A 13,253-nucleotide genomic window follows, 5' to 3' on the forward strand; every position below is an offset into this window, starting at 1 on the left:
GAAAAGTAGGTGAACAAAGTGGGGAAATATCAATTGGATTACAAAGGTCAGGCAGCTGTGACGAAGTTTCATGAAAAACAGACGCCTGCCAAATTTGATAAAAAGCAACAACTTGAAAAAATACGTGCGGAGTATTTGAAAAAGAAGCAAAAATAAACAGGTGAACTACATCGGCACTGAAGTACCGAGCTTCTGGGAACACCCATAACTTGTCTAGCGAGCGTTTCAGCTCCAGGACAGCGGTTTAGGCTGGTTTTACCAAGGTTTGTCCCAAACCAATCGAGAGAATATTTTTTGCGGCGTTTACGTCGCGGTCGTGATGCGCGTGGCAGTTTGGACAGTCCCATTCGCGGATATCCAAGGCGTGCTTGCCGTCATCAAAGCCACAACTGGAGCAGATTTGAGAGGTCTTGTATGGGTTGACCACAATTAATTCCTTGCCGTATTTGACGCATTTGTACGCCAATTGGCTACGGATTTCACGCCAGAATTGTGCAGCTATGCTTCGGGCTAGTTGATGATTTTTCATAAGATTGGCCGTTTGTAAATCCTCCAAAACGATAACATCAAAGTCACGAACCAACTTCGTCGTCAGCTTATGCAGGCGGTCTTGCCGTTGGTTCTTTTCTTTTTGGTAGATACGCGCGCGTTGCTCTTTGGCCCGCTGATAGTTTTCGGCTTCCGTCAGCGTGGTGCCGTTTTGTTTGGCTTTTCGCGCACGACGGGCCACGCGTCTTTCCCAATATAATCGTTTCGGTGCGAGCTGTTCATGGGAACGAACGGTTTTGATTTTATCGCCCGTAGACAAGACCATAAGGTCTGACTCACCCATATCAATTCCGACCATCTGATGCGTTTAATGAAATTACCATCATCGAAATGGAAGTGGTGGACGACCACACCCACATGGTTGTGTCATTTCCGCCGCACAACTCCATTAGTTCCGTCATGAAAGCGCTGAAAGGTCCTTCTGCACGGGAATGGTTTAAGCAGTTCCCTGCAACGAAGCAACTCTTGTGGGGCGGCCCATTATGGTCGGGCAGTTACTTTGCTAGTACCGTAGGGGACGTATCCCAAGCGGTTGTACTGCAATATGTGCAAAACCAACTGACGCCCTTTATAAAGCGGAGCAAAACGCGTCAAAAAACCTTGGAAACGGAACGATGACGTGGGAGATACCCTTAGACCCATTTTGGATAACTATATATGAATTGAATTAATTTTTTCAATATAAGAAGATTATCCGAATTCACTGTACTAGTCGTTGTATATCCATTATAATTTTCATATCACATATTTAATGGAGGGTTAAGATGAAAATAGCATTTTCCAGTGACCACGCAGGCTTTGCATTGAAGGAAGAAATCAAAACGTTACTTGCTAAAGAAGGCCACGAAATTATTGACTTTGGACCGTATAACGAAGAACCTTGTGACTTATCAGACTATGTATACCCTGCTTCCCTTGCGGTAGCTGAAGAAAAAGCGGACAGAGGCATATTTGTCGATGGCGTTGGCTACGGAAGCGCTATGATCGCCAACAAAATATACGGCGTCTATGCAGCCGTCTGCCAGGATCCGTTTTGCGCTAAACTAGCACGTTCCCATTCCAATACGAATGTTTTATGCCTTGGAGGGAAGATCATCGGTTCTGGAATCGCCCTTGAAATAGTGAATGTTTGGATGAGCACGGATTATCTCAGTCATGTTGAGCGGTATACCAACAGGGTAGATAAGGTAAAACAGATTGCTGAAAAACATTTAAAAAGGTTGGATGAAGTTTAAAAAATGAAGATCACCGCTTTCAGCAACCAATGGTAGCACATTTTTCCCATTAAATGAGATATCTAAAATCATTATTGCATGCAAAAGCATCGAAGTTTCTTTTTAATAGGAAAATTCGATGCTTTTTGATTTTGCTTCCAGGTAAATCAATCGAAAGGGATAAAAACGAAACAGACCTGACTGCTCCCCACAGCTGTAGCAAGAGACTGGATGCTCATTCCAACAGATATTCGATTGCCTTGCGGTATTTTTCAGCCCGATCCCGATCCTTTTGGGTTATCTGCTCCAAACGGCTCAAATCCGAATTGTGCTTGAGATCCGCCAATTTTACGGCAGTGGCCAGTCGGTTCATTTTTACGCCTGCTAAATACTCCGCATAGGTTTGGTTGTGCTTTTTGGTCAATGCTTCAACGGCTTCGACAACCGCAACCGGCAGCCCCTTGGCCAATAGCCCGCTGGCTGTCATGTCCGTGTCCTCGATGATATCATGCAGCATGGCGACAGCCTTTTCTTCATCTGTCGTCACCATTGAAGCCACTTGCAGCGGATGCAGGATGTAATCCGCCCCGGCCTTATCCTTTTGTCCGGCATGCGCCTCTTTCGCAATTTCAAACGCCAATTTCTTTAACATGGTTGCGCCTCCCCTTTTGTTCATTATAATCGATAATCGATATTAATTTCTCTACTTCCTGATCAGACAGAACAGAAAATATTTCTTCAATGTTTTTAGCGTGTAATAGAAATATTCTGTCCATCAACTCACGCCCGTTATCTGTAATTGCTGTAAAAATCACATGTCGTTCGAATCATTGAAGATTAAGACGAGGGTGATTTATCGGACGGACAATCCGATGCTGCGCAGCATCGAAGAATGCCTACAATTAATCACAGATAAAACAAAATGTAGCCGCCTTGCTCTTGGGGGGTGCCCGCAAATAAGGCCCCATGAAGTTAGTGTTATAACCTTTTTCGTTTTCCAATTCCAGAAATCGGAAAACAATTGAACTAATCTGTAAGCGGTTTTATAATTTTGTGTATACCCGGGGAATACATAAAAGGAGAATCATTATGAATCATACAGAAACCGCAAAAGAAATCATTCAAATAATCGGTGCAGATAACGTCACTTATTTAACGCATTGCGCAACCCGCCTCCGTTTCAATGTTAAGGACATTTCCATCGTTAACATGGAGAAATTGGATAGAGTCGAAGGGGTCATCAAATCCCAATATAAAAATGGACAACTACAAGTGATCATCGGCGCAAAAGTTGGTGGAGTCTTTGAAGAAATGCAGAAGATGATAAACTTGAGCGAAGATGTCATCGTGCAGAAGACCGAAACGAAGAAAAATGTGCTTTCACAAATTATCGAAACGATATCAGGAGTTTTTGGACCAGTGATTCCAGTCTTGATCGGCTGCGGGATGATAAAATCCGTTACCGCTGTTTTGACCACTTTTTCCCTTATATCAACTGAAAGCAGCACGTTTGCCATTTTTAATATGATCGGTGATCTATTGTTTTATTTCTTTCCTTTCTTTCTGGCTGTCAGTTCGGCAAAAAAGTTCAAGACCAATGAGTTTTTGGCAATAGCTCTTGCCGGCGCATTGATGTATCCCACGATTCAGAATGGTGCTTTGCAGGCTGCAGAGACTGGCGTGAAAGCTTTGTCTTTTATGGGACTGCCGATTTTATTAGTGAATTATAAATCTACAATCATTCCCATCATCATCAGTGTCTGGATTATGTCTTATGTGTATCGGTTCATCAACAAACTAATCCCTGACACTTTTAAAGTGCTTTTTGTCCCGATGCTTGTGCTTTTCATCATGGTTCCGCTTGAATTGATAGCGATTGGACCGTTCGGCTCATACATCGGCCAAAGCGTGGCGCAGTTCGTCACGTGGCTATACAACGTCAATGGTGTTCTCGGCGCCTTCTTGTTCGGAACTTTCCGTCCATTACTGATAATCCTGGGGATGCACTATGCAATCACTCCAATCAATACGCAATTGATTGCAGAATACGGCTTTTCCGTCATCTCTCCGGCCAATCTGACCGGCAATTTGGCTCAAGCGGGTGCAACGTTGGCCGTATTCTTCCTGCTAAAAAATAAAACCGAAAAAAGTTCAGCCTTTACGAGTGGCATCACTGCCTTGTTTGGTGTAACCGAACCAGCAATGTTCGGATTTAACCTGAAATACAAAAATCCTATGCTTTGTGCCATGTTGGGTGGAGGTATCGGCGCAGCATACATGAACTTCTTCGGTGGTGGAGCTACTGCAATCATTTTGCCGGGCATCTTAGCTTTGCCAACATATGTTGCTGATAGCTATATTCATGTATTGATTGCGGTAGCGATCAGCATCTCCTTCGCGTTTGTAGGCACGCTCGCTTTAGGGATCAGACAAGCTGACGAAATTGAACCGAAAAACGACACAGAACAACTGCTCACGAAAAAAATCGCGATGGTCCAACCGATACCAGGAACGATCATTCCACTGTCCGAAGTGAAAGATACTGTCTTTTCAACCGACCGAAGGCACAGTATGCGCTCCATTCGAGGGCAACGTGATTATGCTGTTTGAAACTAAACATGCCATCGGGCTGCGGAACGATGACGGAGTTGAAGTTCTGATTCACATCGGGCTGGACACAGTCGAATTAAATGGTCAAGGGTTCCAAGTGCTTGTCGAAGAAGGGGAGCGAATCGCTGTCGGTGACGCCCTGGTCAGATTCGATAAAGATTTCATCCAATCTAAGGGCTACGACCTCACCACACCGGTCATTATGACGAATACAAAGGAATTCAGTTCATTGGATTTTACGGTAAATGACAAGCCAATAATCTTAAACGTAGGAGCAGTAAAATGACGGATACATTTTTATGGGGTGGTGCAATCGCAGCCAACCAAGCTGAGGGAGCATATTTGGAGGATGGAAAAAAGCTGACCGTAATGGATGTGGTTCCTCAAGGTGTGAACCGACGTAAAATCAAACAAGGGTTGATCGATTATAAAACGGTCTACGACGAGAACGCTTACCATTATCCATCCCATAATGGCATAGATTTTTATCACACTTACCCCGAAGACATTAAACTACTGGCAGAAATGGGCATCACCGCTTTTCGCACGAGCATATCATGGACTAGAATCTATCCCACGGGCGAGGAAAAAGAACCAAACGCCGCAGGACTCCACTACTACAAATCTTTATTCGAACTGTGCAAATCATATGGAATGGAGCCGGTAGTGACCATCAGTCATTTCGACGTACCGTTGCATTTGGTCGAAACGTATGGGTCCTGGAAAAATCGGAAGATGATCGACTTCTATTTGAAGTATGCCCGCACCCTGTTCGTTACGTTCAAAGGGCTCGTAAAATACTGGATCACCTTCAATGAAATCAATGTGATTCTGCATAATTCCTTTTCTGGAGCGGGGCTCATCCTATGTGATGAGGAAAATCCTGAACAAGTGAAATACCAAGCTGCGCATCATGAATTAGTCGCTAGCGCAGCGGCCACGAAAATGGCTCATGAAATCGATCGTGATAACCAAATCGGCTGCATGTTGGCCGCGGGAGACTATTATCCGTTTTCTTGCCATCCAAAAGATGTTTGGTCGGCCCTGAACAAAAATCGCGAAAGTTATTTTTTCATCGATATTCAGTCCCGCGGCGCCTACCCATCCTACGCCGACAGGTTATTTGCTGAAAAGGGGGTCCAACTTGTTACCGAAAAAGATGATTTTCGGATGCTGGCGAATTACCCGGTCGATTTCATCGCACTAAGCTACTATACCTCTCGTTGCATTTCATATGAAAGTACAGCAGAAATAACGGAAGCAAATATCATGACATCCGTAAAAAATCCTCATCTTGAAAGTAGTGATTGGGGATGGCAGATGGATCCCCTAGGACTCCGGACTACTTTGAACACTCTGTACGATCGCTATCAAAAGCCGCTCTTTCTGGTGGAAAATGGATTGGGCGCAAAGGATGTCCTTAAAAACGGCACGGTAAGCGATGATTACCGCATCGAATATCTCCGACAACATATTCAAGCCATGAGAGAATCACAGCGGGATGGTGTTAAGATGATTGGTTATCTAGCCTGGGGTTGTATTGATTTGGTAGCCGCTTCCACAGGGGAAATGAGCAAACGCTATGGATTCGTCTATGTAGACAGGGATGATGAAGGACACGGAACTAATGCGCGACTCAAGAAAAAATCTTTTAACTGGTATAAGAAAGTAATTGCGTCCAACGGCCATTGTCTCGATTAATTTCCAGATTCTGGAAATTCTTAGTCAGAGGACTGGTAATCTATTATAATGATTTCGACAACAACGATAGGAGGAAATAACTATGACAAAAGTAGCAGTATTGGTTGCTCCCGGTTTTGAAGAAGGAGAAACATTAACCATTGTGGATATCTTGCGTAGAGCTTCCATAGAGTGCGATATGGTCGGTTTATCGGAAGAAGTTACAGGAGGACATGATATTACCGTTCGGTGCGATAAGGTGCTCTACCCCACACTTAATGAAGATTATGAAATGGTCGTTCTTCCCGGAGGATACGACGGCGCAGTCAATCTAAGGGGTGATGAACGAGTAATTGTTACCCTTAAAGAAATGCAGCGCGCCGACAAATATATCGCCGCAATGTGTGCAGCGCCCATCGTGCTGGAAAGAGCCAATCTACTGGAGAACAAAGACTACACAGCATATGTAGACTATGATAAAAAAATTGCAAGCGGACATTACAAAGAAGACATCGTAGTGGTGGACGGGAAATTGATTACGAGCCGGGGTCCAGCAACAGCATACGCCTTTGGTTATGCCTTGGTGGATATTCTCGGTGGCGATTCAGCATCAGTAAAAGATCGCATGGTCTACTTCAATTCATTTGATCGTAAGGGGGACAAAGTTTATGCATAAAGTAGCGGTATTAATGGCGGAAGGATTTGAAGAAAGCGAAACGCTGACTATTGTGGATATTTTGAGACGTGCAGGCATTCTTTGTGATACATTCAGTTTTGGGGAAGAATTCGTCAAAGGAATGCACCTCATTTATGTAAAAGCCGATCTCCTGTTCAGCGATGCCATCAAAGACTATGATGTTTTGGTCCTTCCTGGTGGTCGGCCTGGCGGATCGAATTTGAGGAGAAATTCCGATGTGATCGAGATGGTTCGCTACTTCGATTCCCATAAAAAATACGTTGCGGCCATGTGCTCAGGCACCATCGTTTTGTCCGATGCAGGAGTAATAGACGGAAAAGCAGTTACCGGATATACAGGCTATGCTGAAAAGCTGAAAGGTGGTATCTTTAAAGAGGATGTTGTCGTCCTCGATCAAAATATCATCACTAGCCAAGGCCCAGCTACCCCCTACCCCTTTGCATACAAAATTGCTGAGGTGTTAGGAAAAGATGTTAGCCAAATGAAAGAAAAAATGTTGTACAACTTTGCCGGAGGAAAATAAAGGGAAGGTGAAAACATGCTTTACGGTAAGCTCCCCATCGTATTTCTAAGTGCCATTGCCGCAGAGAAAAGAGGATCGATCAACAGTACGATCGCGACTTATATTTTAGGACATCTGGACAGCATGAAAAATATAGGTATCAAAGAAATGGCCGAGAACTGCAATGTTGCTCCCAGTTCGATTTCCCGGTTCTGTAAAGAGATCGGTCTGAATGGTTTCGTCGAGCTGAAGGATTTACTTCAATCCACAGAATTTGACTATACCGGTTTTTCGGAAGATATTTCAATTGATAACCGCATCCACACTTTGGGTGAACATATCAAAACGAGCATCGATATGGTGGAAGGTTCAATTACCACTTCCAAACTGATGCAACTGACAAAAGATATCGAGCAATACGATGAAGTGGCCGTCTTCGGGTTATTGAAAGCTCAAACAGCCGCAATCATCCTTCAAAGCGATCTGCTGATGCTCCGGAAACAGATTTATACAAATATTTCCTACGCAGAGCAGATTAATTACATTGTTAATGCGGATTCAAGTCATTTGATTATCCTTTTCACCTATACAGGGTCCTACTTTGACTATGACAACCAACGAAATATTCTTAAAGGTAAGGATATCCCGAAAATATGGATGGTTACCGGACAGCAGAAGGAATATCCGAAATTCATATCGGACACTTTAACATTCTCTTCTCGTCAAGATTACGCCAGTCATCCTTATCAGTTGGATTACGTGGCCAGCTTAATCGGCCAGGAGTACGCGCAACTGAAAAAGGAATAGACTAGTATGAAAAAGCAGCAACCCTTCCTGAATGAGAAGGTTTGCTGCTTTTTCGGTTACTCATCTAATTGAACGATATTAGAAACATTACGTTGCCTTCCAACTCTTGCTGTCATTTAGGTCTGTCCTAAATACTACCCCCAAAGCAGGATGCCCATACACAGGCCGATACCGTCCAACAGTATAAAGATTGAGTTCGCTACGCCGTGTCCCGATTCACCCGCTCACCCTAATTCCCAGCGCCATCTTTCTGCCGTTGCCCAAAATATAGGCTTGGAACAGCATATTATTTATATTTCAATTTGGCAATCAAAATGACCAAGGCCAAACAGAAAGTGATGAGGTTCGCGATTAACAGTGCCATATCCCCCATTACGTATCCATGCGCCATCCATAAGAAGATACCTATAACTGACATGAGGTACATCCCTAGCGAAATGGCCTTCGTGTCCTTTGTCTGCAAAACTTTGATAACCTGTGGTACGAATGACAATGTCGTCAATACTCCTGCGATCGTTCCAATCATATTCTTTTCCCCCTATTATATTTTTATTCTATAGACTAAGCAGTCCAGACAATCGATTGCTTTCTGGTCCTCATGAATTTTAGCCAATAAGTTGTTCCTGTGTTTCTTCAGCAAATACATCTGTTTTGCCTGTTCGTTCGTTTGGCGGTAGTGCAGAAAGGCAGCGATTGTTTTGTCATCGCAGCCGGCATCCTTCAGATTTGTGATATGCATTTCTTCCGTTATGTCCACTCGTCTCACTCCTCTTGAGAATAGAATACATCGAATCAAAAGGAACATCAAATACCTATATCAGATATCTTGACATACTTGAAAGGCATATCAAGAAGCGCTAAAATAGTGCTGAAGGAGTTGATGACATGGAACTCAGAGTGCTGCAGTATTTTTTGACGATCGCAAGAGAACAGAGCATCTCCGGAGCAGCGGAATTTTTGCATATCACGCAGCCTACCCTTTCCAGGCAAATGAAGGAACTGGAAGAGGAGCTCGGCAAGCAGCTGTTCATCAGAGGCAACCGCAAGATCACTTTGACGGATGACGGCATGCTGCTGAGAAAAAGGGCGGAGGAAATCCTCCAGCTCGTGGAGAAGACCGAGTCGGAAATGAACGCGGATGATACTGAATTCAGTGGGGACATTTATATAGGCGGTGGTGAATCCAGAGGAATGAGAATCATAGCGCGCGCAATCAGCAGAGCCCAATCGGAGCACCCAATGCTCAAATTCCATCTGTTCAGCGGCAATGCCAAGGATGTCACGGACAGATTGGACAAAGGCCTGCTCGATTTCGGCGTACTTGTAGAGCCGACGAACATGACCAAATATGATTTCATCAAGTTGCCGACAAAGGACATCTGGGGTGTTCTGATGAGGAAGGACAGTCCGCTGGCTTCCTTGGAAAAGATCACTCCAAAGGACCTGAAGGATAAAGCAGTGATCTGTTCGAATCAAATGATGGTCAAGAACGAGATCGCTGGCTGGTTGGGAGGCAATGAGCGCGGCCTGAACATCGTCACAACTTATAATTTATTGTATAATGCTTCCCTTCTCGTTGAAGAAAGCCATAATTACGCGTTATGTTTGGATGGCATCATCCATACCGGGGAAGACAGTACGCTATGCTTCCTGCCGTTGGAACCAAAACTGGAAGTGGGGCTTCATTTCGTCTGGAAAAAATATCAGGTGTTCTCGAAAGCATCGGATTATTTTCTGGGGCTGGTGCAAGAGGAGGCAAGAACCCAAACCAAGCAATGAAAAATCATATATTCGTTACGAAATTCTCGATGAATAGAGCCTCATCGGGAAATTTCCGCTTTGCTCCAGCAAAAAAACGATCAGACGTCCTTCATCGTGAATTCAGATCCAGTTCCAATCTCAATTTCCCGGCGAAACGATCCTCGCCGGGCATCTAACCTCATTTGTTAGAAAAATATCGATATGCTTGATTCTCGTTGGAGCATCCTGCAGGGCAGCCTCCGCACAAAAAAATCAAACGCATCATCCTAACAAAATTAGACTTCCCCCGAGCGAAAAAGAAGCATAATACCCTCACTTGGGTGTTATGCTTCTTCTGTTTACCATCTTTCATTTTGCGCATGCAACTGCCCCGCTCGTTATTATGTCCCCTTCCTATGCGAACTGAAATTTGCGGCCATCTGTATTATGAACAACCCCAACAAAATACCGCCCTGCACGGCTGAATGTTTCCACGTCATTACGATGAAGCCGTAATTCATGGACCAGTACAGCATCAGATAAGGCGTCAATAACTTCCAATTATTACGGAAAGGCACCTTTAAAACGAAGTCATAGATGCCTTCCAGTATGAGGAAGGCTAGGAATATGCTCAGAAAGATTGTGTATTGGATCGGCTTCTGCTGCTGTTGTGCAATGAATATCCCATAGACGCCTGGAACCACCAACGCTAAATAGGCCTTCCCAAAAACCGCTACTTGCGCCATTTTGGAAAACTTGACCAGCAAAAAAATGGCGATCAAAAATAGGCTGTTCACGACCCCGAGCAAGAAATAATAATTCTCGAACATGCGCATCCCACCTTTCTACTTGCGCCGCCATAGGGAGCCAATCTACTTATCTGGGTGCTTTCTTGGATTTCGGCTGCGCCTTTGCTTTATAGAAATAATATTTGGCGATTTCCGTGACGATAACATACAGAGCTAAGATGATGAATAGAGAAAGCAGCAGTAAAGGTTGAATGGGCTCAATACCCAGAAATTCATGGAGCGGCAGGTAAGGGATCAGCAAGGTGAAGATACCGACCGCGATGGATGAGTACAGCAATATCGGAGCGGGTTTGCTCCTATAGAAGCGTTTTTGTGTCCGCATGACCAACAACACCAGCAGTTCCGTCAAAACTGAAATAGTGAACCAGCTGCTCTGGAATATCCCGTGTTTGGCATCGAACCCGAAGAACAGGACAGCAAAGGTCAGGTAGTCGAATACCGAACTGACCAACCCAAAGACGATCATAAAATCACGGATGAAATGGATATCCCATCTGAGCGGTCTTTCCACAATTTCCTTATCCACACTGTCATTGGCGATGGTTATCGCAGGGAAATCGCTTAGGAAGTTGATCAACAGAATTTGTTTGGGGAGCAGCGGCAGAAATGGCAAGAATAAAGATGCCCCCGCCATGCTGAACATATTGCCGAAATTGGCGCTGGTGGTGACCTGGATGTACTTGAGCGTGTTGGCAAAGGTTGTCCTTCCCAGCTCGATGCCGCGGCTCAATACCTCCAGACTTTTTTCGACCAGCACGAAATCCGCGGATTCCTTCGCCACATCGACGGCATTATCGACCGATAAGCTGACATCGGCTGCATGCAGTGCGGGTACGTCATTGATGCCGTCACCCATATAGCCCACGACATGATTTTTCTTTTTCAGGGCCAGGATGATCCGTTCCTTCTGGTTGGGATCCACTTCAGCAAAAACAGTAGTGGCTTCAATTCTGCTCCACAATGCTTCGTCGCTCAGCTTCATGAGTTCGGATCCGGTCAGAGCGCCCGTGACTTTCAGTCCTACAGCCTCGGCAGTGTGCAAGGCGATCAACTTATTGTCGCCCGTGATGATCCGCAGACTGACTCCCTGATGCACGAGGTTCGAGATGATTTGCGAAATGTCTTCTTTCGGATGGTCAAAAAGGAGCAGGAAGCCCATCAGGACCATTCCGTTTTCGTCTTCAACCGTATACTTTTCCTGCAGGGCCACCGTCTTTTTGGCTAACGCGATGATGCGGATCCCTTGGCCGCTCCACTCTTCGTAGTGTTGTTGGATGCCGGATAGGATCTGTTCATCCATTGCTTTTTCGGAACCGTCGATCGCAACCTGCGTGCAGATGGCGAGGATGCTGTTCAATGCCCCTTTCACGATCATTGTGTATTGACCGCCCTCCTGAACAATGACGCTCAGGCGTTCACGGTTGAAATCAAAAGGGATTTCCCCTTGTTTTTTGACCGCGCCGATATCCAAATCTTTGGAGGCACCTATCGCCTCATCCAGCGTATTCGCCATCCCGGTCTGCAACGTGGCATTCAAATAAGCCAGCCGGAACACTTCATCGGAGGGCTGGCCTGCAACATCGGCCGCGCCATCGAGACGGATGGTCCCCTCCGTCAAGGTGCCGGTTTTATCGGTGCAGAGGATGTCCATGCTGCCGAAGTTTTCGATTGCAGTCAACCGGCGGACGATGACCCCTTCCTTCGCCATGATGCGGGACCCTTTCGAAAGGGTGATGCTGATGATTGCCGGCAGAAGCTGCGGCGTGATCCCAACGGCAAGGGCGACCGAGAAAAGCAGTGCTTCGATGGCTGGCCTGTTCATGATGACGTTGATCGCGAAAACGATCAATGTGAGCACAAGCATGATTTCAGTCAATAAATAACCGAAGTGACGTACACCGCGTTCAAACTCCGTTTCCGGCGGACGCAAAGAAAGTTTATCGGCTATTTGCCCGAATTCGGTGCTCGCCCCCGTTTCCACCACCAACATCGTGGCGTTCCCGCTTTGTACACTCGTGCCCGTGTAGACGCAGTTGGTGCGTTCTTCCAGGCTGGCATCTTCCCTGACCTTGTCCGGCTTCTTTTCGGACGGCTGGGATTCTCCTGTGAGGATGGACTGGTTGACGAATAAATTCGTGCTTTCCAGAATCAAGCCGTCCGCGACAATGAGGCTGCCGGTAGAAAGTTTGATGACATCGCCTGGGACTACCTCTTTTGATGCAATCTCGATTGGCTTGCCATCGCGAAGGACGACGGATTTGGCTTGCACTTTCGCCCGGAGCTCCGCTATGACATTACCCGCGGTATATTCCTGATAAAAGCTGAGTGTCGCACTCGCCAAGATGATGGTCAAGATGATCATCGCATCGATCCATTCCCCTGTTGCAGCCGATATTCCCGTTGCGACAATCAGGATAAGGATGATGGGATTTTTGAACTGACTGAGGAATGCCATCAACTGTGTGTCTTTTTTTTGTTTCCTTAGCGTGTTTTCACCGTACTGTTTCAATCTTTCTGCCGCTTCTTCCCCCGTCAGACCGGTTGCCTTGGAATGAACAGCTTGTAGCGTCTCTTCCGGCGACAGGATCCAATATTTATCGCTTTCCTTTTCTTGCATAAAAAGCCCTTCTTTCCCAAATAACCAT

16 protein-coding genes are annotated in these 13,253 nt (G+C 45.5%); 10 read left to right on the forward strand and 6 right to left on the reverse strand.

The genetic code is table 11. From position 1 onward, the window contains the following. Positions 1–33 precede the first annotated feature (33 nt). A complete protein-coding gene (locus BM101_RS14300) occupies positions 34–156 on the forward strand; it encodes a hypothetical protein (RefSeq protein ID WP_256212095.1) in 123 nt (40 codons plus the stop codon). Between the two features lie 88 nt (positions 157–244). On the opposite strand, the gene BM101_RS01020 is transcribed toward BM101_RS14300, so the two are convergent. Continuing rightward, on the reverse strand, positions 245–847 hold the full coding sequence (locus BM101_RS01020) for an RNA-guided endonuclease InsQ/TnpB family protein (RefSeq protein WP_087031532.1): 603 nt from the start codon (positions 845–847) through the stop codon (positions 245–247). A 23-nt stretch (positions 848–870) separates the two neighbouring features. On the opposite strand from BM101_RS01020, the gene tnpA reads away from it, so the two are divergent. Both tnpA and rpiB read left to right on the forward strand, forming a co-directional pair. Beyond that, positions 871–1,167, forward strand: a complete 297-nt coding sequence (gene tnpA / locus BM101_RS14515) for an IS200/IS605 family transposase (protein ID WP_409373486.1) — start codon at positions 871–873, stop codon at positions 1,165–1,167. A 146-nt stretch (positions 1,168–1,313) separates the two neighbouring features. Further along, entirely contained in the window at positions 1,314–1,784 is a 471-nt protein-coding gene (gene rpiB / locus BM101_RS01030) for a ribose 5-phosphate isomerase B (protein ID WP_087031538.1), read from the forward strand. 214 nt (positions 1,785–1,998) lie between these two features. Here rpiB and BM101_RS01035 read toward each other — a convergent pair whose 3' ends face one another. Further along, positions 1,999–2,415 carry an HD domain-containing protein gene (locus BM101_RS01035; RefSeq protein WP_087031541.1) on the reverse strand — a complete coding sequence of 139 codons (417 nt, stop codon included), beginning with the start codon at positions 2,413–2,415 and terminating at the stop codon, positions 1,999–2,001. 437 nt (positions 2,416–2,852) lie between these two features. Here BM101_RS01035 and BM101_RS01040 point away from each other — a divergent pair, with 437 nt between their 5' ends. The 6 genes from BM101_RS01040 to BM101_RS01060 all read left to right on the forward strand — a co-directional run bounded on the left by BM101_RS01040 (position 2,853) and on the right by BM101_RS01060 (position 8,059). Continuing rightward, positions 2,853–4,373 carry a PTS transporter subunit EIIC gene (locus BM101_RS01040; RefSeq protein WP_245825622.1) on the forward strand — a complete coding sequence of 507 codons (1,521 nt, stop codon included), beginning with the start codon at positions 2,853–2,855 and terminating at the stop codon, positions 4,371–4,373. Next, positions 4,363–4,659: a PTS sugar transporter subunit IIA gene (locus tag BM101_RS14305; protein ID WP_245825624.1), complete on the forward strand. Its 297-nt coding sequence runs from the start codon at positions 4,363–4,365 to the stop codon at positions 4,657–4,659. The genes BM101_RS01040 and BM101_RS14305 overlap by 11 nt, the downstream gene beginning before the upstream one ends. Next, positions 4,656–6,074: a 6-phospho-beta-glucosidase gene (gene ascB, locus BM101_RS01045; protein ID WP_087031544.1), complete on the forward strand. Its 1,419-nt coding sequence runs from the start codon at positions 4,656–4,658 to the stop codon at positions 6,072–6,074. The genes BM101_RS14305 and ascB overlap by 4 nt, the downstream gene beginning before the upstream one ends. A gap of 82 nt (positions 6,075–6,156) precedes the next feature. Further along, entirely contained in the window at positions 6,157–6,729 is a 573-nt protein-coding gene (locus BM101_RS01050; RefSeq protein WP_087031546.1) for a DJ-1 family glyoxalase III, read from the forward strand. Next, complete coding sequence (locus BM101_RS01055) at positions 6,722–7,273, forward strand: DJ-1 family glyoxalase III (protein WP_087031550.1); 552 nt, start codon at positions 6,722–6,724, stop codon at positions 7,271–7,273. Before BM101_RS01050 ends, BM101_RS01055 begins: the two co-directional genes overlap by 8 nt. Positions 7,274–7,288: 15 nt before the next feature. Further along, positions 7,289–8,059, forward strand: a complete 771-nt coding sequence (locus tag BM101_RS01060; RefSeq protein ID WP_087031552.1) for a MurR/RpiR family transcriptional regulator — start codon at positions 7,289–7,291, stop codon at positions 8,057–8,059. 286 nt (positions 8,060–8,345) lie between these two features. Here BM101_RS01060 and BM101_RS01065 read toward each other — a convergent pair whose 3' ends face one another. Next, positions 8,346–8,585, reverse strand: a complete 240-nt coding sequence (locus BM101_RS01065) for a SemiSWEET family sugar transporter (protein WP_087031554.1) — start codon at positions 8,583–8,585, stop codon at positions 8,346–8,348. A gap of 15 nt (positions 8,586–8,600) precedes the next feature. Continuing rightward, complete coding sequence (locus tag BM101_RS01070) at positions 8,601–8,816, reverse strand: hypothetical protein (RefSeq protein ID WP_218149848.1); 216 nt, start codon at positions 8,814–8,816, stop codon at positions 8,601–8,603. 128 nt (positions 8,817–8,944) lie between these two features. Here BM101_RS01070 and BM101_RS01075 point away from each other — a divergent pair, with 128 nt between their 5' ends. Beyond that, the gene (locus tag BM101_RS01075) at positions 8,945–9,838 is read left to right on the forward strand and encodes a LysR family transcriptional regulator (protein WP_087031559.1); all 894 of its coding nucleotides are present in this window, start codon (positions 8,945–8,947) and stop codon (positions 9,836–9,838) included. 362 nt (positions 9,839–10,200) lie between these two features. On the opposite strand, the gene BM101_RS01080 is transcribed toward BM101_RS01075, so the two are convergent. Next, on the reverse strand, positions 10,201–10,629 hold the full coding sequence (locus BM101_RS01080) for a hypothetical protein (RefSeq protein WP_087031561.1): 429 nt from the start codon (positions 10,627–10,629) through the stop codon (positions 10,201–10,203). Between the two features lie 46 nt (positions 10,630–10,675). Beyond that, positions 10,676–13,225: a magnesium-translocating P-type ATPase gene (gene mgtA / locus BM101_RS01085; protein WP_087031564.1), complete on the reverse strand. Its 2,550-nt coding sequence runs from the start codon at positions 13,223–13,225 to the stop codon at positions 10,676–10,678. Between the last annotated feature and the right edge of the window lie 28 nt (positions 13,226–13,253).

Origin of the sequence: Trichococcus palustris (genome assembly GCF_900114465.1) — a bacterium.
GTDB lineage: Bacteria > Bacillota > Bacilli > Lactobacillales > Aerococcaceae > Trichococcus > Trichococcus palustris.

Bases quoted from the DNA above. Each gene is read 5' to 3' on its own strand.
- BM101_RS01020 (WP_087031532.1), bottom strand. From the start codon at position 847: ATGGTCGGAATTGATATGGGTGAGTCAGACCTTATGGTCTTGTCTACG.
- rpiB (WP_087031538.1), top strand. From the start codon at position 1,314: ATGAAAATAGCATTTTCCAGTGACCACGCAGGCTTTGCATTGAAGGAA.
- BM101_RS01035 (WP_087031541.1), bottom strand. From the start codon at position 2,415: ATGTTAAAGAAATTGGCGTTTGAAATTGCGAAAGAGGCGCATGCCGGA.
- BM101_RS01040 (WP_245825622.1), top strand. From the start codon at position 2,853: ATGAATCATACAGAAACCGCAAAAGAAATCATTCAAATAATCGGTGCA.
- BM101_RS14305 (WP_245825624.1), top strand. From the start codon at position 4,363: ATGCTGTTTGAAACTAAACATGCCATCGGGCTGCGGAACGATGACGGA.
- ascB (WP_087031544.1), top strand. From the start codon at position 4,656: ATGACGGATACATTTTTATGGGGTGGTGCAATCGCAGCCAACCAAGCT.
- BM101_RS01050 (WP_087031546.1), top strand. From the start codon at position 6,157: ATGACAAAAGTAGCAGTATTGGTTGCTCCCGGTTTTGAAGAAGGAGAA.
- BM101_RS01055 (WP_087031550.1), top strand. From the start codon at position 6,722: ATGCATAAAGTAGCGGTATTAATGGCGGAAGGATTTGAAGAAAGCGAA.
- BM101_RS01060 (WP_087031552.1), top strand. From the start codon at position 7,289: ATGCTTTACGGTAAGCTCCCCATCGTATTTCTAAGTGCCATTGCCGCA.
- BM101_RS01065 (WP_087031554.1), bottom strand. From the start codon at position 8,585: ATGATTGGAACGATCGCAGGAGTATTGACGACATTGTCATTCGTACCA.
- BM101_RS01075 (WP_087031559.1), top strand. From the start codon at position 8,945: ATGGAACTCAGAGTGCTGCAGTATTTTTTGACGATCGCAAGAGAACAG.
- BM101_RS01080 (WP_087031561.1), bottom strand. From the start codon at position 10,629: ATGTTCGAGAATTATTATTTCTTGCTCGGGGTCGTGAACAGCCTATTT.
- mgtA (WP_087031564.1), bottom strand. From the start codon at position 13,225: ATGCAAGAAAAGGAAAGCGATAAATATTGGATCCTGTCGCCGGAAGAG.